16 protein-coding genes are annotated in these 17,135 nt (G+C 68.1%); 6 read left to right on the top strand and 10 right to left on the bottom strand.

Annotated features, from left to right (window positions below):
• Window positions 1-39: 39 nt before the first annotated feature.
• From mgrA to BLV57_RS19470, 3 genes are read right to left on the bottom strand one after another with little or no spacing between them, the layout of a single operon-like run.
• Entirely contained in the window at window positions 40-1,071 is a 1,032-nt protein-coding gene (gene mgrA / locus BLV57_RS19480) for an L-glyceraldehyde 3-phosphate reductase (RefSeq protein WP_425426019.1), read from the bottom strand.
• An 8-nt stretch (window positions 1,072-1,079) separates the two neighbouring features.
• The gene (locus BLV57_RS19475) at window positions 1,080-1,715 is read right to left on the bottom strand and encodes a maleylpyruvate isomerase family mycothiol-dependent enzyme (RefSeq protein ID WP_091290688.1); all 636 of its coding nucleotides are present in this window, start codon (window positions 1,713-1,715) and stop codon (window positions 1,080-1,082) included.
• Window positions 1,712-2,347, bottom strand: coding sequence for a maleylpyruvate isomerase family mycothiol-dependent enzyme (locus BLV57_RS19470; protein WP_091290686.1), 636 nt, complete (start codon window positions 2,345-2,347; stop codon window positions 1,712-1,714). The genes BLV57_RS19475 and BLV57_RS19470 overlap by 4 nt, the downstream gene beginning before the upstream one ends.
• Window positions 2,348-2,415: 68 nt before the next feature.
• On the opposite strand from BLV57_RS19470, the gene BLV57_RS19465 reads away from it, so the two are divergent.
• Window positions 2,416-2,829, top strand: coding sequence for a MarR family winged helix-turn-helix transcriptional regulator (locus BLV57_RS19465; RefSeq protein WP_245757409.1), 414 nt, complete (start codon window positions 2,416-2,418; stop codon window positions 2,827-2,829).
• On the opposite strand, the gene BLV57_RS19460 is transcribed toward BLV57_RS19465, so the two are convergent.
• The gene (locus BLV57_RS19460) at window positions 2,813-3,352 is read right to left on the bottom strand and encodes an NUDIX hydrolase (RefSeq protein ID WP_091290683.1); all 540 of its coding nucleotides are present in this window, start codon (window positions 3,350-3,352) and stop codon (window positions 2,813-2,815) included. The two genes, BLV57_RS19465 and BLV57_RS19460, sit on opposite strands and share 17 nt — an antisense overlap.
• Before the next feature lie 11 nt (window positions 3,353-3,363).
• A complete protein-coding gene (locus BLV57_RS19455) occupies window positions 3,364-4,641 on the bottom strand; it encodes an aminotransferase class I/II-fold pyridoxal phosphate-dependent enzyme (protein ID WP_091290681.1) in 1,278 nt (425 codons plus the stop codon).
• A 94-nt stretch (window positions 4,642-4,735) separates the two neighbouring features.
• Here BLV57_RS19455 and BLV57_RS19450 point away from each other — a divergent pair, with 94 nt between their 5' ends.
• Window positions 4,736-5,821 (top strand): Gfo/Idh/MocA family protein, encoded by a 1,086-nt coding sequence (locus tag BLV57_RS19450; protein ID WP_091290678.1) that lies wholly within the window; start codon window positions 4,736-4,738, stop codon window positions 5,819-5,821.
• Here the strand turns inward: BLV57_RS19450 and BLV57_RS19445 are convergent.
• The 3 genes from BLV57_RS19445 to BLV57_RS19435 are packed head-to-tail and all read right to left on the bottom strand — an operon-like array spanning window position 5,769 to window position 10,332.
• A complete protein-coding gene (locus BLV57_RS19445) occupies window positions 5,769-7,133 on the bottom strand; it encodes an ATP-grasp domain-containing protein (RefSeq protein ID WP_091290676.1) in 1,365 nt (454 codons plus the stop codon). The genes BLV57_RS19450 and BLV57_RS19445 overlap by 53 nt on opposite strands.
• On the bottom strand, window positions 7,133-8,338 hold the full coding sequence (locus tag BLV57_RS19440) for an MFS transporter (protein ID WP_091290674.1): 1,206 nt from the start codon (window positions 8,336-8,338) through the stop codon (window positions 7,133-7,135). The genes BLV57_RS19445 and BLV57_RS19440 overlap by 1 nt, the downstream gene beginning before the upstream one ends.
• Window positions 8,335-10,332 (bottom strand): PEP/pyruvate-binding domain-containing protein, encoded by a 1,998-nt coding sequence (locus BLV57_RS19435; protein WP_091290671.1) that lies wholly within the window; start codon window positions 10,330-10,332, stop codon window positions 8,335-8,337. Before BLV57_RS19435 ends, BLV57_RS19440 begins: the two co-directional genes overlap by 4 nt.
• A gap of 151 nt (window positions 10,333-10,483) precedes the next feature.
• Between BLV57_RS19435 and BLV57_RS19430 the strand changes: the two genes are divergently transcribed.
• The 4 genes from BLV57_RS19430 (at window position 10,484) to BLV57_RS19415 (ending at window position 14,653) form a co-directional block, all read left to right on the top strand.
• Window positions 10,484-11,608: a glycosyltransferase gene (locus BLV57_RS19430; protein ID WP_091290669.1), complete on the top strand. Its 1,125-nt coding sequence runs from the start codon at window positions 10,484-10,486 to the stop codon at window positions 11,606-11,608.
• A gap of 324 nt (window positions 11,609-11,932) precedes the next feature.
• Window positions 11,933-12,805: an AAA family ATPase gene (locus BLV57_RS19425; protein ID WP_091290667.1), complete on the top strand. Its 873-nt coding sequence runs from the start codon at window positions 11,933-11,935 to the stop codon at window positions 12,803-12,805.
• Window positions 12,802-14,157: a vWA domain-containing protein gene (locus tag BLV57_RS19420; protein ID WP_091290665.1), complete on the top strand. Its 1,356-nt coding sequence runs from the start codon at window positions 12,802-12,804 to the stop codon at window positions 14,155-14,157. The genes BLV57_RS19425 and BLV57_RS19420 overlap by 4 nt, the downstream gene beginning before the upstream one ends.
• Before the next feature lie 97 nt (window positions 14,158-14,254).
• Window positions 14,255-14,653 (top strand): hypothetical protein, encoded by a 399-nt coding sequence (locus BLV57_RS19415; protein WP_091290663.1) that lies wholly within the window; start codon window positions 14,255-14,257, stop codon window positions 14,651-14,653.
• On the opposite strand, the gene BLV57_RS19410 is transcribed toward BLV57_RS19415, so the two are convergent.
• A complete protein-coding gene (locus BLV57_RS19410; protein ID WP_245757408.1) occupies window positions 14,650-15,474 on the bottom strand; it encodes a lytic transglycosylase domain-containing protein in 825 nt (274 codons plus the stop codon). The genes BLV57_RS19415 and BLV57_RS19410 overlap by 4 nt on opposite strands.
• Before the next feature lie 87 nt (window positions 15,475-15,561).
• Window positions 15,562-16,977, bottom strand: coding sequence for a polysaccharide lyase 6 family protein (locus BLV57_RS19405; RefSeq protein WP_091290659.1), 1,416 nt, complete (start codon window positions 16,975-16,977; stop codon window positions 15,562-15,564).
• Window positions 16,978-17,135: the final 158 nt, after the last annotated feature.

The following is a 17,135-nucleotide window of genomic DNA, read 5'->3' as shown; positions in this document are numbered from 1 at the left end:
GAAAAGCACCCGGGATAAAGCCCGCTTTATCCCCGGGCCTCAGGCGTCGGTCGACTTCTTCCAGAGGTTGATGTCGCCCTCGGTGGCGTACTGGTCGATGTCGCGGAGCTCCTCGGCGGTGAAGTCGAGGTTGGCCAGCGCGCCGACGTTGTCCTCGAGCTGCTTGACGCTGCTCGCGCCGATGAGCACCGAGGTCATGCGCGGGTCACGCAGGCCCCACGCCAGCGCGAGCTGCGCGAGGGACTGGCCGCGGCGCTGGGCGATCTCGTTGAGCGCGCGGACCTTCGCGAGCGCGGTCTCGTCGATCGTGGTCGGATTGAGCGACTTGCCTTGCGCCGCGCGCGAGTCCGACGGCACGCCGTCGAGGTACCGGCTGGTCAGCAGGCCCTGCGCGAGCGGGGAGAACGCGATGCAGCCCGCGCCCTCGGCTTCGAGGGTGTCGAGCAGCCGGTCCTCTTCGGTCCAGCGGTTGAACATCGAGTACGACGGCTGGTGGATGAGCAGGGGAGTGCCCAGCTCACGCAGCAGCCGCGCGGCCTCGCGGGTCTTCTCCGACGAGTACGAGGAAATGCCCACGTACAGCGCCTTGCCGGAGCGGACCGCGGTGTCGAGCGCGCCGACGGTCTCCTCCAGCGGGGTCTCCGGGTCGAACCGGTGCGAGTAGAAGATGTCGACGTAGTCCAGGCCGAGCCTGCCCAGCGACTGGTCGAGCGAGGCCAGCAGGTACTTGCGCGAGCCCCACTCGCCGTACGGGCCCGGCCACATGTCGTAGCCGGCCTTCGACGACACGATCAGCTCGTCGCGGTACGGCTTGAAGTCGTCGGCGAGCATGCGCCCGAAGTTCGTCTCGGCCGAGCCGTACGGCGGGCCGTAGTTGTTGGCCAGGTCGAAGTGGGTGATCCCGAGGTCGAACGCGCGCCTGGCGATGGCGCGCTGGGTGTCGAACGGCTTGTCGTGGCCGAAGTTGTGCCACAGGCCGAGTGAGATGGCGGGGAGCTTCAGTCCGCTCCGGCCGCAGCGCCGGTAGGGGAACGAGTCGTATCGGCTGGTCGCCGCAACGTAGGTCACGATTCGGGATACTAGCTGGTCATCCGAGCTTTGAGTGCTTCGACGCCGTCCCCGGAAAGATCAGGAAGCGCGCCTTCGACGCGGCCCGCGGCCAGCAGCAGGATGGCGCGCAACGGACCCTCGACGAGTTCGCCGTCGCCACCGGACCAGTCGGCGTCGGTGGTCTTGAGCCGCAGGCCGCGCAGCTTCTTCTTGGCGTGGAACGGGAAGCCGATCGTCCACACGCGCTCCAGCGCGACCAGCCCGGCCGCGGCCGGTATCGCGCGCTCGCGGCCGAGCGGGACCATGATGTCCTGGCCGTGCACCAGGATGTCGAGCAGCGGCTCGGTCGGCTTGGTGCCCGGCGCTCGCTTGCGTGATCCGATCATTGACCGCAATTCGGTCACCAGTCGCGCGTTGGTGTGCCGCCCGGCGACGTCGGCGGTGATGTTCACGATCATCCGGTCGAAGTCGCCGCGGGCGCGCACGGCCTCGGCAACGGACCGGCCGACGCTCATCAGCTTCAGTATCGACAGATGCGCGACGACGTCGCGGACGAGCCACTTGTCGCAGAGGCTCTGCCGGTTCCATTCCTCTTCGGACAGTTCGGTCAGCTGGTCGGCGAGCGTGGCCCGCTCGTGGTCGACCTCGCGCCAGTAGCCGGTCATGACTGCTCCTTGGTCTTGAGTGCCGCGGCGCCGTCGCCGGACAACCGGGGGAGTGCGATCCCGGTCCGTCCCGAGATCAGCAGCAGGAGGTCCTCGATGGGACCCTCGATCAGCTCGCCGTCACCTTCCGACCAGCTGACGTCGACCGCGTTGAGCCGGAAACCCTTCAGGTTTTTCTTGGCGTTGAACGGAAATCCCATCGACCAGATGCGCTCGGCCGCCTTCAGCGCGGCAGGCGGCGGCATCGTCCGCGTCCGGCCGAGCGGGCGCATGATGTCCTGGGCGTGCAGCAGGATCTCGAACAGCGGCTCACTCGGCTTGGTCAGCGGAGCCAGCTTGCGCGAGCCCACGATGGCGCGCAGCCCGGCGACGAGTTCGGCGTTGCTCAGCGGCGCGGCCTCCTTGAGCGCCGACTCGTGGGTCATCCGGTCGAAGTCGCCCCTGGCCTTGATCAGTCCGCGGATCATCTCGCCCCAGGTCTCCCGCGTCGGATACGTCAGATGCGCGACGACCTCGCGCGCCGTCCAGCCCGCGCAGAGCGAAGGGGTCTTCCACTCCGCCTCGGTCAGGTCGTCCAGCTGGTCGGCGAGGCTCGCGCGCTCGCTGTCGATGTCGCCCCAGTACTCGGTCACCGGCGTGCTCCTTGGATTTAGTAAGGCTGCCTGAATATAATGCTCCCTGAAGAGTACGAGGAGGACGCGTGGAAGACAACACCCCGGCGCTGCTCTACCTGGCCTACCTGCGGCTGTCGGAGGAGATCAACGAAGCGGGCAAGGCGGCCGACCCCGACGTCCGGCCCGCGCACGCGACCGTGTTCATCAACATGGAGCACGAGGGCATCCGGCTCACCAGGCTCGCCGAGAAGGCGGTGATGACCCCGCAGGCCATGGGTGAGCTGGTCGACGACCTGGAGAAGCTCGGCTACGTGCGCCGCATCCCCGACCCCGGCGACCGGCGCGCCAAGCTCATCGTCTTCACCGAGCGGGGCGAGCGCGCGGTCGAGACCGCGTTCACCCTGATCGGCGAGCTGGAGCGGAAACTGCGCGACTTCATCGGCGTCGAGACCCTGGAGCAAATGCACCGCGCGCTGCGCAAGATCATCGACGAGTACTGAGGTAGAAGGTCAGCGCGATCATCGAGCTGCCGTCGGGGATTTCGCCGTCCTGGATCAGCGCGCGAACCTCCGGCCAGGTGAACCAGCCGAGCTCCGCGGTCTCGCTCCGGTCGGCCTCGCCTTGCTTGACGGCGCCGCCGCAGACGAACAGCTGGAACTGGTGCGTGCTGATCCCCGCGAGTGGATAGTGCGTGAACAGATGCTCGACGGAGGAGACCGCGTAACCGGTCTCCTCCAATGCCTCACGCCGGACAGCCACCATCGGTGTCTCGTCCTCGTCGCACCAGCCCGCCGGGATTTCCCAGCCCGACCTGCCGATGGTGAACCGGTGCCGACGCGTCAAGAGAACGCGATCGTCCTCGACGATCACGGCGCCGACGGAAGGGCGGTCGAACCGGATCACGTGGTGGCCGAACCGTCTCCCGCCGGGGATTTCGACGTCGTCGAGATCGAGGTTGACCCACGGCGAGGCGTAGATCCTTTGTGAGCCGTGCACCGTCCAGCGAGTCGCATCCTCCTGCATGGTCCCGATTCTTACCAGGCGCCGACTTCTCGTAGCGTCACTTCACGCCCGGCGAACTCACGATGGAACCCGCGGACGAGTTCGGCCGACGAAATGTCTTCGTCCGCCAGTGCGCGCGGCAGGCTTTCCGCGATCGACTCGACCAGCCCGATGATGTCTTCTTTCCGCTGGTGCAAGGTCAAGGCGACCCGGATGCCCGAGCGCTTCGGCGGCACGGCCGGGTAGCTCGCGCAGTTGACGAGGAAACCCGCCTTCTGGAGCCGTTCCGCCAAGTTGATGGCCGAGGCCGTGTCGCCCGCCGCCACGTACCGGATCGGCGTCTCGTTCTCGAACACCAGCGGCAGCCCACGCCGCGCGGCTTCGGTGTTGAAGAACCGGATCGCGTCCCGCAGCCGGGTCTGGCGGCCGATGATCTCGCCGGAAAGATGCAGTTCGGCGGAGGCGCGGATGGCCGCGAGCATGGGTGGCTGCACCGGGCCGGAGAAGATCATCGGCCAGCCATAGGAGAACACCTGATCCCGCATCGCCTGGTCGGGAAACGCGATCGCGCCGCCCGCCGCGCCGAAGGACTTGTTCAGTGACGCGGTCACCACGGTGCGGTCCAGTGCGGACCGGCTGAGGTGTTCGAGCACATGGCCGCGGCCGTGCGTGCCGGTCCACGAAACCGAGTGGGCGTCGTCGAGCAGGAGCCAGAGGTCAGGGTGTTCGGCCACGAGGCGGTTCAGGCCGTCGATCGGCGCGAAGTCGCCGAACATGCTGTAGAGGCCGTCGGCGAGGTACCAGACGCGGCGGTACCGGCCGGCGGCCTCGGTGAGTTTCCTGCTCAGCGCCGCGATGTTGCTGTGCGGCACGACCTGCACCTCGCTGCCTTGTCCCCGGGCGATCATGGTCGCCATCTGGACGCTGCGGTGTGCCTGCGCGTCGATCAGGATCAGGTCGCGGTCGGTCGTCAGCGTGCAGATGGCGGCCATGTTCGCCATGCTCGTGCTGGAAGTGACCAGCGCCGGGCGCCCGAACAGCTCGCTCAGCGCGGCTTCCGTCGCGGGGTAGTCGGGGGACGAGACATAGGCCCTGGTCGCCGAGAACTGCGTGCCATAGCGCTGAACCGCCTCGATCACCGCGGCCTTGAGCGAGGGATGGGTTTCCAGCCCGGTGTAACCACAGGAGCCGAAGTTGACCATCCGGGTGCCGTTGACGGTGACGATGCGGCCGTCCAGCCGCTCGTCTTCGGCCGTCGCGTGCAGGAGGCCGAGGCGCTCGGCGCGCTCGAAACCGTCGATGACCGTCATGACGCCAAGCTAGACCGAACGGGTGAGGCTTTCCTTGCCCGAAAGGGCGGGCTTCGGGGCCATGATGCCCGAAAGAAACTCTAAGCTCGGGGGCATGAAACCGTTCCGGTTCGGCATCGTCGGGCATGGCTGGCGCGCGGACTTCTATCTCCGGATCGCGCGTGCGCTGCCGGAGCGGTTCACCGTCGTCGGCATGGTCACGCGCACGGCCGAGCGCGGCGCCGAACTCGAACAGGCCTGGGGCGTGCCCACTTTCCGGGATATCGACGGCCTGCTCACACGGAACCCGGACTTCGTCGTGACCTCCGTGCCCCGCGACGCCAATCCCGCGGTCGTGACCGAATTGGTCCGGAACGGCTTGCCCGTGCTCTCCGAGACTCCGCCGGCGCGCGACCGCGAGGAACTGCGCAAGCTTTGGGCAGAGGTTGGCGCGTCAGGGCTCGTGCAGGTGGCCGAGCAGTATCGCTTTCAGCCGATGCACGCCGTCAGGGAAAGCTTGGCGCGCAACGGAACTCTCGGCACGGTCACCGGTGCGCAGGTGTCGTCGACGCACGATTACCACGCCGTCGCGCTCATGCGCGGGCTGCTCGGCGTCGGGTTCGCGCCCGTGACCGTGAGCGCGCGTCGGTTCGCGGCGCCGCTGGTGAAAGGCCCGGATCGGTCCGGCTGGCCGGACCATGAGGAGGTCACCACCGCGCACCGGGTGGTCGCCACGCTCGACTTCGGCGACGGCAAGATCGGGCTCTACGACTTCACCGACGGGCAGTGGTGGCATCCACTGAGGACACATCGGCACGTCGTCAGCGGGACGCACGGCGAGATCGTCGACGATGTCGTGCACCGGATGACCGCGCGGAGCCGGATCGAGCGCAGGCAGACCGGAATGGACAGTAACCTCGAAGGTCACGCGCTCGACACGCTGAGTCTCGACGGTGAGGTCTGCTGGCGCAATCCTTATTTCCCCGCAAGACTTTCCGATGAAGAGATCGCCATCGCGAGCATGCTCGAACAGATCGGGAACCAGCCGTACCCGCTCGCCGAGGCTTCCCAGGATCACCTGATCGCGTTGGCCATCAAGGAATCCTGGGAAACGGGCAAGCTGGTCACCACCACTCGGGAGGCGTGGGCTAGCGAACCGCTTGCAGGGAAAGGCGATTCAGGGCCGCTTCCAGTCCATTGAGGACGGCGTTGCAGTCGCGGCGCAGGGTTTCCGCGTCGTTCGCGGTCACCAGGAACACGCCGAGCCAGTTGCGGGAGCCGCCCGACTGATCGTAGGGCGGGACCGGCTGGCCGGTGGGCATGGCGAACGCCTTCGACTCCTCGATGGTGCTGCCCGGCGACAGGATACGGCTCCAGTCGACGGCGGCCGGGTTCCACAAAGGCGTTGACCGCCAAGGGTTTCCGGCGGCATCGGTGGGGATCACCGCGACCGACGCCGCCGCGCGCGTGCCCTCGACGAGCATGCGTGACGGGTAGTCGACGTCCTCGCCGAGCAGCTGGCGGGTGAGCATGCCGATCACGTCGAGGCCGTAGACGGTCTCGATCTCCTCGGTGATCAGCACGCCGCCGAACCGCGCGCCCGTCTCGATCAGCATCGGGCCTTCGCGAGTGAGCTTGAGTTCGGTGTGCGTGCCGCAGGTGTCGAGGCCGAGCGCGTCGACGGCTTGGCGTGAGACCTCTTCGAGCTGACGCTGCAGGTCGACCGGCAGCGCGCACGGCGCGGTGCTCGCGACCTCGGTGAACGGCGGGATCGCCGGTAGCCGCCCGGTGATGCACAGCGAGTGATAGACCCCGTCCGCGACGATGCCTTCGACGCTGACGTAGTCGCCGTAGCCCGCGTCCGGGTACCAGCCCTCGGTGGAGCTGTCGATGATCTCCTCGACCAGCAGGTCGCCGTCCGTGCCCGACTGGTACAGCTCGTTCATGCCGACCTCGCTGCCCTTCTGCAGCGCCTGGGCGACCTCGGCCCACGCCGGACCGGCCTCGCTGGGCTCGGTGAGCACCAGCTGGGCGACCGAGCCCGCACCCCAGGCTGGCTTGAGCAGCATCGGCGCACGCAACGTCTCCAAGGCGTCGCGGAGGTCGTTTTCGCTGGTGACGCGCCGGAAATCGGGGATCGGGGAGCCCGCGGCCGCCCAGGCTTCGCGCATCAGCCGTTTGTCGCGAGCCTTCACCAGGTTCGGCCCTGCGCCGCGCAGGCCGAGCTTGGCGGCGACCCGCGAGACCATCAGCACGGCGAACTCGGACAGTGTGAGGATCGCGTCCGCGCCGAGCTCCCGCGCGAACTCGGCGACGTAGTCGACGAGCGCGTCACCGCGCAGGTCGGTCCGGCGCTCGGTGATGCTGGTGCACGCGGGGCGCCAGTCGTCCTCGCCCGCTTCCGGCATCGGGCTCAGCGCGAGCACGTGGAGTTCGCCGCAGGCGGCGATGCGCGGGAACGCGTACTCCAGCGGCGCGCCACCTCTGACATAGAGGTAGAGGATCTTGCTCATCATGTTCCCTTCAAGCTCGGCACGCGTTGCTGTCGTTTGACCAGATAGATCAAGGAGACGAGTGCGCCCATCAAGACGGCGGTGCCGATGGCCACGAGAATGAGGAACTCGTTCATCTTCCCGGCGGACAGGTAGCTGCCGAGCGCCAGGATGACCAGTGCGCACACCGCGCGGTCGATCAGTGATTCGAGCGAGAGCAGGGTGGCGCGGCAGCGTGGGTCGGTGATCGCGTTGTTGATCAGCTGGCGTTGGATCGGGAACGCCAGGCCGCTGGAGAACGAGAACACGCACAGGCACGCGATCGTCGCCGCGAGCCCGGCCGGGACCACGAGCGCCAGGCAGCCGCCCATGATCAGGGTCAGCGCGAAGATCGCCCGGATGTCGCCGAGATAGCGCCTCGGCCACGACGGCCGCGCCGCGCCGAGCGCCTCGAACACCGTCGTGCCGGCCATCACCAGGCCGAACGCGGCCACCGGCAGCTGCTTCGAGTCGAGGATCGGCTGGAACAGGTTGCTCTGCAGGATCCGGACCAGTGTGAACACCGCGACGCCTTGCACCATCAGCAGGATCAGCATCCGCGACTTGCGCAGCAGCACCCAGGACGGCCCGAGCGAACCCCATTTCTCGGCCTTCTCGTGCGGCTGGTCGCCGGGCAGCGGTGGCAGCCGCATCGCGACGACCGCGGCGACGCCGACACTGAGCGCCGAAAGCAGATACGGCGACGGCATGTACCACTGCATCAGCAGACCGGCGGCAGGGAGGCAGACGATCCGGCCGACCAGGCTGTACGCCCGCGCGCCGCCCTCGGCCTGGCGATAACGGTCGTCGGCGCCCCGGCGGTGCAGATATTCGTACAGGTACGCGCTTCCCGCGCCGGAGGTCAGTGAATAAGCGACAGCGGTCAGCAGGAAATGCGACAGGAAACCGAAGTAGGACGGCCACAGCACCGGCGCCAGATTCGCGAGCAGGAGCGTTCCGGCGCCCGCGACGAGAAATTTCCGGTAGTCGAACCGGTCGGCCAGCACACTCGCGGGGATGTCCAGCAGCAGGAACGCGACGTAGTAGATGCTCTGGATGCCGAAGATCTCGCCGTCGGAAAGCCCGACCTGCCGCTGGTACAGGTAGAAGATGGGCAGCCACCACAGCAGCCCGTTGAACAGGGAGAAGGTCTTGTAGAGCCGGATCACCCGGCTGACGTCGGTCACCCCGCGTACGGGCGTAGCTGGAGCAGGTACACCGTCTTCGCGTCCGCCGCCCACTCGATGTCGACCGGGCTGCCGAAGGTGTAGTCGGGCGCGAAATGCGACTGCAGCAGGCGGCCCGCGAGCGCGAGCTTCTGCAGCTGGTCCTTGGCCGCGGTGTCGAGGTCGACGCCCGCCGCGCCGAGCGAGACCGTGCGGCCACCGCCCTCGACCGTGTTGTAGAGGTACTGCAACGGGACGGTGTTGCCCTCCATCACGTCGGTGACCTTCGGCGTGGCGTTGAGGTAGACGTTGCGGAAGTCGCTCTGCGCCATGGGATTGCTGGTGACCAGCACGCCACCGAGGTCGGCGGCGACCTGCTCCTGGATGATCACGCCCATGTAGCAGTCGTCGAGCGAGATGCCCGCCTGCTCGCGCAGCCGCACGCTGCGCGCGGACACCAGCGAGGCCCAGACCTCCTTGATGCTGTCGACGATGGTGAGCGCGGTGCTGACGTGGTTGATCGACTCGTAGATGCCCGCCGCGGAGAAGCCCGCGAGATCTTCGGCGTTCGACGAGCTGCGCACGACGAAGGTGCTGGTGCCGGACAGGTGCTCGATGATCGCGTCGTCGATCTCTTTGAGGATCGGCTGCGGGATCTTGGCGCCCCGGATGAGCCGCTGCAGCTGCACGCACAGCGCGTCGACCTCGCGGGCGCCGAGTTCGAGCGCCATCTTGAGCTTGCCGATGGCCTGCTGGATGCTCGGCGAGGACTCCAGGAACCGTTGGTGCAGCGAGAAAGGAAGCGCTATCCCGCGTGGCACGCTGAGATGGTCGGCGAACAGCTTGGCCGCGGCGGCCGCCATCGCGGTCGCGTCGTCGGGGTCGGCGACGCCGAGCTGCTTCGCGAGGTAGCCCAGCAGGTTCTTCCGTGGCGGGCGCGGGATGCGGTAGAAGCCGAACAGCCGGTTGGAGCCGTGCTCCATCACCTCGAACAGCTCGCCGAGGTTGGCCGCCTTGGTGCCGTAGCGGTACGCGTCGGCCCAGCGCAGGCCGGACAGTGGCACGATCGGGCTCTCGGTGACCTCGGGGCGTTCCAGCACCACCTGGCTGGCGACCCACGACGGGTGATTGTCCGCTTCGGACGGCCGCTCGATGCGCTGGAGGCCGATCGCGGTCTCCGCGCCGTCCACTGTGTACTCGACCCACTGGCCGTCGAGGCCATCGGCCATCTCGAACACGCCGAGCTGGACCGCGTTGGGGATCTGCCAGCCCGCCGCCAGGATGTTGGTGTGGGACAGCGGGGTGGTGTGCTCGGCGTTGATGATCCCGGCGAGGCGGGGGATGTCGTCCGGCACCCGGTGCATGGCGATGATGTCGTGCCACTGCAAGGGATCCGTGGTCTCGCGGTAGTCCTGCTCGGTCTGGAACAGCCGCAGCCTGCCCCAGGTCTTGCCGGGGTTCAGTGCGACGAACGGCGCGGAGGAGAACAGCTCGTGCGCGAGGATGCGGGGCAGTTCGGCCGCCGGGATCTGCTCGACGTACCCCTCTTGCAGATGATTGGCCGGCTTGAGCAGCAGCGGTAATGCCTGGTCGACGTGGTCGCGGACGAAATTGTAGAAGAACTGCAGCATCTCGGCGGTCATGGTGTCCGCTTCGACGGTTTCCAGCGAGAAGAACCGCGGTTCCTGGTTCACCTCGGGATCGGGCAGCTTGTGCAGCGAGAGAATACCGAGGCAGAATCGGCGGTCCGGTTTGTTGTAGACCTCGTAGTTGAACGAGTCGAGCGAATTCTCCAATTCCATCATCGGAATTCCAAGAATATGCCGCGCGATGTATTTCACGTGGAAGAGATCATGCGCGCTGTTGATGAAGTGGATCTTCGAGGTCTCTCTGTCCACCACCAGCTTGACGTACGGGTAGCTGGACAGCGTGCCCGAGAGCTGCGAGAACGCCGAGAGGGTCAGTCGCTCGCCGATCAGTGCCGGCGCGGTGCTGGGTTCGCTATTCGTCGTCATACCTGCCACATCGGTCGCGGTTGCCCCGTTTCATGCAAGGCTAAACGTGGCCCGCGCGCCATTGCTACCCCTAATTTGTCCGGAATAGGGGAGGTGCGGGCTGGTAGTGTCCGGGCTTAACCGGTGTAATGCGTCGGAAGTGAGCCGAAAGATGCGCGTACTGTTCGCCGGTGTCCCGGCTATCGGGCACCTGTTCCCGTTAGTGCCGCTGGCGGCCGCGTTACATGCCAGAGGCAACGAAGTATTGTTCGGTTCACTTGACGGCGGCGAAGTGGTGACCTCCTCCGGTTTACCCTTCGTCAACGCGTGCCCCGGTTTGGACTGGCGCACCGAGCTTCGCCGTCGCGCGGCGAAGGAGCGTCCGGACCTGCTCGCGCGTACCGTCGAGACGAATTCGGGTGACCGGGAGGTCTTCGTCCGGCTCGCGGCCCTCGTCAACGACTCCGCCGTCGAGTCCTTTGTGGACCTCGGACGGTGCTGGCGGCCCGACGTGATCGTCTACGACTACCTCTTCCCTGCCGGGTTGCTCGCCGCGGCCAAGCTCGGTGTCCCCGCGCTGCAGTTCGACCTGGGTTTCATCCGGACGGGTCATCTGCGCGACCTGATGCTGGCCGACCTGGCGCCGGCGCTGGACCGGCTCGGCATCGACGTCCCGTCGCCACTCGGCGTGCTGGACATCGCGCCGCGCAGCATGGCCCCCGCCCAGGAAGACGGCTGGCCGATACGCCCGGTCGCCTTCAACGGCGTGTCCACCCTGCCCGCCTGGCTCGCTTCCCGCGCGGACCGGCCGAGAGTGGCGGTGACACTCGGCACCGTCCCGCCGAAGGTCGACGGCCTCAGCAGGCTCGACCACCTCATCGCGGCGGCGGCCGAGGTGGACGCCGAGTTCGTGCTGGTGATGGGCAAGATCGACATCTCGACGCTCGGCGAGTTACCGGCCAATGTGCGCGCGGTGGGCTGGGTCCCATGGGACGGCGTCGTCGCGGGCTCGGACGCGACCATCCACCACGGCGGCGGCGGAACCGCGCTCACCACCCTCGCCCACGGCGTCCCCCAGCTCATCCTCCCCGACGGCTCCGACCGCTACGCCAACGCCGACGCGGTCCACGCCCGGGGCGCCGGCCTGCGCGCCGTCGCCGAAGACCTCTCTCCCGCCCTGCTCACCCGGGTCTTGACCGACGAAAAGCTCCGCCTGGCCTCCCGCGAGGTCGCGGCCGAGATCGCCGCGATGCCCACCCCACCCGACGTCGCCGCCCACCTCGAATCCCTAGCCTGACCCTTGAGGTGGGCTGGGCACGGCGTTCGCACGTGACAAGGGCCGCCCTTGTGGTGCTCTGGGTGACAAGGGCGACTCTTGTCACGTCCACGGTCCGGCCATCGCGCACGCTCGGCTCGGCGGCGCCGGCCGACCCGGCTTCAGGGTCGCGGGTCGCGAGCCTGACGCGCCTATGAAAGCCCGAAAGTGGCTTTCGTCAGATGCGATCTGACGAAAGTGGCTTTCGGGCTATCACACCTGACGAAAGTGGCTTTCGGGCTGTCACACCTGACGAAAGTGGCTTTCGGGCTAACGTGGGGGTTACTGGCGGGTAGAGTCGCGGGGGTGACCGGGACCAAGTTCTTTGAGTCGGTGGACGATGTCGAGGCCAGGCTGGCCGAGACCGGGTATCTGGCGTCCGAGGCCGTGGCGACCACCGTGTTCCTCGCCGATGTGCTGGGTAAGCCGCTGCTGATCGAGGGACCGGCTGGCGTTGGCAAGACCGAGCTGGCCAAGGCGGTCGCGCAGGCCAGCGGGTCGCGGCTGGTGCGGCTGCAGTGTTACGAGGGCGTCGACGAGTCGCGGGCGCTGTACGAGTGGAACCACGCCAAGCAGCTGCTGCGGATCACCGCGGGCCGTGACGAGACGTGGGACGACGCGCGGACCGACATCTTCAGCGAGGAGTTCCTGCTCGCCAGGCCGCTGCTCACCGCGATCAAGGGCGACGAGCCGACCGTGCTGCTCATCGACGAGACCGACAAGGCCGACGTCGAGATCGAGGGCCTGCTGCTCGAGGTGCTCGGCGACTTCCAGATCACCGTGCCGGAGCTGGGCACCATCCGGGCGTCCCGGCCGCCGTTCGTCGTGCTCACGTCCAACGCCACCCGCGAGCTGTCCGAGGCGCTGCGCCGCCGGTGCCTGTTCCTGCACATCGGGTTCCCGGACGCGGAACTCGAGCAGCGCATCGTCCGGCTCAAGGTGCCGGGGCTTGACGACACAGTCGCCGAGTCGCTGGTCAAGGTGATCACCGCGCTACGGGCGATGGAGCTGCGCAAGGCGCCGTCGGTGGCCGAAACCATCGACTGGGCGCGAACGCTGCTCGCGCTCGGCGCCGACAAGCTGAGCGAGGACGTCGTGCGCGCGACGCTCGGCGTGATCCTCAAGCACCAGGATGACGTGGTCAAGGCCGACGCCCGGCTGGAGCTCGACAAGTCATGAGTGTGCCGTCGCGGCTCGTCGAGTTCGTGGAAGCCTTGCGGGAGCACGGGATTCCGGCGGGGCCGAGCGAGACCGTCGACGCCGCCGCCGCGCTCAAGGTGCTCGGGCTCGCCGATCGCGAACGGGCGCGCGAGGGCCTGGCCGCCGCGCTCGTGCGGCGCGGGGGACAGCGGGCCGTGTTCGACGCGACCTTCGATCTCTACTTCCCGCTCGGCGAGGGCGCGCCCGAACGGGCCCGCGCCACCCCGACCGGCGCCGAGGACCTGCGCGATCAGCTCGCGGACGCGCTCGCGGCCAACGACCGGGCCGAGCTCACCCAGCTCGCCGGGCTAGCCGTCGACCTGCTCGGGCAGTACGGCGAGGCCAACGGCGCCGGCGGTGGCTGGTCGGCGCATCAGGCGCTGGACAAGCTGCAGCCGCAGACGCTGATCGTGCGCGTGCTCGCGGCCATCCGCGCCGGCACGCCCGCGGAGTTCACCGACCGGCTCGACCGCGACGACGTCAGGCGCCGCGTCGAAGACTTCCGCGAGCTGGTGCGCACCGAAGCCCGCCGCCGGGCCGCCGAACTGCGTGGGCGCGAACGCGTCGCGCGGCACGGGGTGGCGCCGAGCGCCGATCGCGTCGACTTCCTGCTGGCCAGCCGGGCACAGCTCGCCGAGCTGCGGCGGGCCGTGCATCCGCTCTCGCGCAAGCTCGCCACCCGGCTGGCCGCGCGGCGGCGCAGGCACGCGCGCGGGCAGATGGATCTGCGGCGGACGTTGCGGCGGTCGCTGTCCACCGGCGGGGTCCCGCTCAAGCCCGCCTACCGCAGGCACGCGCCGGGACGGCCGGAAATCGTGCTGCTGTGCGATCTCTCCGGCTCGGTGGCCGGGTTCGCGAACTTCACCATGCTGCTGGTCCAGGCGCTGCGGGACCAGTTCAGCAAGATCAGGGTCTTCGCGTTCATCGACGCCTGCGACGAGATCACGCACCTGGTCGACAGCGGCGCCGCCGATCCGGAGGACCTCGGCGCTCGCATCCTCGCCGACGCGACGCTGACCCGCTGGGACGGGCACAGCGACTACGGCAACTCGCTGCGGGAGTTCACCGAGCGCTACGCCGACGCGGTCGGTTCGCGGACCTCCGTGCTCATCCTGGGCGATGCCCGCACGAACGGCGGCGATCCGAATCTGCCCGCACTGCGCCGGATCATTGCGTCGGCTAAACATGCTTATTGGCTCAACCCGGAACGCACCGAACTGTGGTCGACCGGCGACTCGGCCGCGCACGAATACGCCACTTGCATTCCGATGCATGAATGCCGCAACGTGCGGCAATTGACGCGCTTGGTCACGCGTTTACTGCCGGACTGACAACGGTTCGCACCGGCGCCTCCCGCGCCCGTCGTGATCGGCGGCCCGCTCACGTACCGTCGTTGGGTCCTGACCGGCACGCTGCACGGGGAGTCGCATGACCGAGCCGAGCGCGTTCGGCGGGCCGATCCGGCGGGGCGCGCTGTTCGGCGCCGGGGTGGTGCTGGGCCTGCTGGTCGGTGGCGGCGGGGTCGCCATCGCCTGGTCGGCCACGGCGACTTCGGACACGCCGAGTGGCGCGGCGGCGGACGCCGCGGCGGCCTGTCTGGTGATCGGCAAGGCGGAGATACCGACACTGAAAGGCCTGGATCTGACGGTCGCGCGCCGCTGGGACGCGGCGGCCGAACTCGCGGAGGCGGCCGCGGCCGGTGACGCCGGATATCAGCCGCTGGCGGATTCACTGGCGAAAGTCCGCCAGTCGATGCAACTGACGAATCTCGGAATCGAGTTCACCACGTCGATCTCGCACGCCAAGGAATTCTGCGCGCGTGGTTAAGGCTTCAAAGCGGCTTTCCCATAGGCGTCGGCATTGCTGAACACCTCGCGGCCATAGGCGGCCGAGTTGTTGTACGTCAGCACGGCGGTCCACCAGCCGACCGGATCGGCCAGGTCACCGCCCTTCGCGCACATGTAGCGAGCGGTGGTGAGCGCGGCGTCGTCGATGTTCTGCGGATCGGGCGCGGCGCCGTCACCGTTGGCACGGACACTCCACCGCTTCCAGGTGGCGGGCAGGAACTGCATCGGGCCGACCGCGCGGTCCCACTCGGCGTCGGTGTCGAGCTTGCCCTTGTCGGTGTCGGGGATCTTCTGGAACCCGGGCGAGCCGTCGAGCGCGGGCCCGATGATCGGCGGGCTCACGTCACCGTCGGCGTCGACGTCGGAGTTGCCGTGCCTGCCGTGCTGCGACTCGATCCGGCCGATGCCCGCGATGGTCGCCCAGGTGATCCGGCAGTCAGGCGACTTCTCCGCCGTGACGGTGGCGGCGTTGACGTACGCGCGCAGCGCGCGCAGGGGAATGTCGGTGCGGTCGGACACCTTCGCGACCCACGCGTCGAGCGTCTCGGCCGAGGGCAGCGCGCCCGCCTCGCCGGGGATCGCCGTCTTGGGCTCCGGCAGCAGCGCGGGAACCTCGAAACGCGGCTTGATGGGCACCTGCGGGCGGCTCGACAGGCTGTCGAAGATCCAGATCGCCACGGCGACCAGACAGGCCACGAGGAGCATCGCGACGATCGCGCAACCGCGGCGGCTCTTCCGCTCAGGGTGCGGCGGCTGCTCCTGGTCCAGCAGGCTCAGCGGCGAGGTGCGGGCGTCGGTCACCAGTCCCACGGTACGGGAACTCCGGGCGGCCGGCCGGTCGCCCATGCCCGGGCGCGATCTACCTCACGCCCGGGCAACCTCGGTGGATCATGGCGCCGAGGGACCCACATCGGCCGTCGTGAGCGGAAGCCGCGTCGCAGCGGCGGTCGACGACGCTTCGACGGCGCCGATGTCCGGCGGCGAAAGTCGTTGCCGCCCTTCGACATCCTCGGTGAGTATCGGCGTGGAGACGCCCGCTCGCAGCGCGGGACTGTCCGGCCCCGGCTGGAACACGCCGGCCACGCGGACCAGCTTCGGGTCGGCGACGCGGAACCCGGGGCCGCTGATGCCCGGCGTGCCACCGAAGAGGAGGTTGGCCGCGTAGGTCGATTTCGTCGGCGTGGAGCCATGTCCGACGTTGGTGCCGCCCGAGCGCACGAGGTTGCCGGAGAAGGTCAGGTTCAGCGGCGGCGCCGAGCCACCACCGAAGTCGACGCCGGACGAGGCGCCGATGAAGGTGTTGCCCGCGACGACCGCGTTGCGCACCTGCGCGTGCCCCTTGAACTCGCCGGTCGGCGGCACGCCCGGCGGCGGGTTGCCCGGCTTCGGGTCGCCCGCGTTGAGGATGAGCGGGTTGTCGACGACCTCGACGTAGTTGTCGTAGATCAGGTGGTTGTCCTCGCTGAGCCGGATGCCCTGCGCTTTCTTGTTGCCGTCGCCGAAGACGAAGTTGCCCTGGATGACGTTGTCGACGCCCGCCCTGATGTTGATGGTGCCGGAGCTGGCGCGGACCGTGTTGTACCGGAACGTGTTCGCGGATCCCTTCAGTGACAGGATCTCCGCGTCGCCGTCGCAGTGCACGAGCAGGTTGTACTCGAACACCGTGTGGCTCTTGAAGTAGTCGCCGGGCGGCCCGAATCCGCCGACTCGCAACGCCTCCCCGCCCTGGTCACCGGCGGCGAGGTCGTGGAAGTAGTTGTGGTCGACCAGCGTGGTGGTCGGCGTGTACGGATTCTGTCCAATTTGGACGAAGTGGCCTTCCTGTTTCTTCGGGCCCATCTCATTGTGGTCGACTCGGTTGCCGTCGCCGTTCTTGCCGTACAGCTGAACGAATTCCTTGGCCGAACTGCGGAAAACACTTCTGGTCACCCGGGAGCCGACCGTGTCGGTCATCCGGAAGTTCGCGCTTCCCGTGAAAGTGAAACCTTCGAAAGTGACGTGGGAACCGGTGACCGCGACGGTTCCGGAAGTGAATCCGGCCTTCAACCGGTTCTTCGCGGAGATGACGATCGGATTCGCGGCGGAGCCGGAATTCTTGGCCGTGACCGCGCTGTACACACCATCGGCGAGTGACAGGCAATCACCGGGTTTCGCAGCCGCGAGCGCGGCGGAAAAGGCGCTGTTACCGCTCACCGGGATGGTGCGCAAGCACGAGTCCTTCGTCGGGCCCGCCGCGGCGGCCGGTGTCGCGGGAATGACCAGCAGAAGTGCTGTGAGCAGAGAAAACAGGCGCGGGCCTGCCATGGTTCGTCCTTTCGGCTGGACGTCACACGGCGGCTCGAACAGCCTAATCGTAAGGGAAATTTCCCGCAATCGCCGAAGGGATCTTGTTCCTCGCTTACGGAGCTCTTACGCTGAGCGCGCCGCCGCCATCCGCCTCCCGATGTAGAGAGGTTGCCGCG

The organism is Amycolatopsis xylanica, assembly GCF_900107045.1.
GTDB lineage: Bacteria > Actinomycetota > Actinomycetes > Mycobacteriales > Pseudonocardiaceae > Amycolatopsis > Amycolatopsis xylanica.
The sequence above is the reverse complement of the archived record's forward strand: the minus strand, read 5'-3'. Positions and strand labels throughout refer to the sequence as shown.

Coding starts and splice junctions, on each gene's coding strand:
- BLV57_RS19475 (WP_091290688.1), bottom strand. CDS start 1,715: ATGACCGGCTACTGGCGCGAGGTCGACCACGAGCGGGCCACGCTCGCC.
- BLV57_RS19460 (WP_091290683.1), bottom strand. CDS start 3,352: ATGCAGGAGGATGCGACTCGCTGGACGGTGCACGGCTCACAAAGGATC.
- BLV57_RS19455 (WP_091290681.1), bottom strand. CDS start 4,641: ATGACGGTCATCGACGGTTTCGAGCGCGCCGAGCGCCTCGGCCTCCTG.
- BLV57_RS19450 (WP_091290678.1), top strand. CDS start 4,736: ATGAAACCGTTCCGGTTCGGCATCGTCGGGCATGGCTGGCGCGCGGAC.
- BLV57_RS19445 (WP_091290676.1), bottom strand. CDS start 7,133: ATGAGCAAGATCCTCTACCTCTATGTCAGAGGTGGCGCGCCGCTGGAG.
- BLV57_RS19435 (WP_091290671.1), bottom strand. CDS start 10,332: ATGACGACGAATAGCGAACCCAGCACCGCGCCGGCACTGATCGGCGAG.
- BLV57_RS19430 (WP_091290669.1), top strand. CDS start 10,484: ATGCGCGTACTGTTCGCCGGTGTCCCGGCTATCGGGCACCTGTTCCCG.
- BLV57_RS19420 (WP_091290665.1), top strand. CDS start 12,802: ATGAGTGTGCCGTCGCGGCTCGTCGAGTTCGTGGAAGCCTTGCGGGAG.
- BLV57_RS19415 (WP_091290663.1), top strand. CDS start 14,255: ATGACCGAGCCGAGCGCGTTCGGCGGGCCGATCCGGCGGGGCGCGCTG.
- BLV57_RS19405 (WP_091290659.1), bottom strand. CDS start 16,977: ATGGCAGGCCCGCGCCTGTTTTCTCTGCTCACAGCACTTCTGCTGGTC.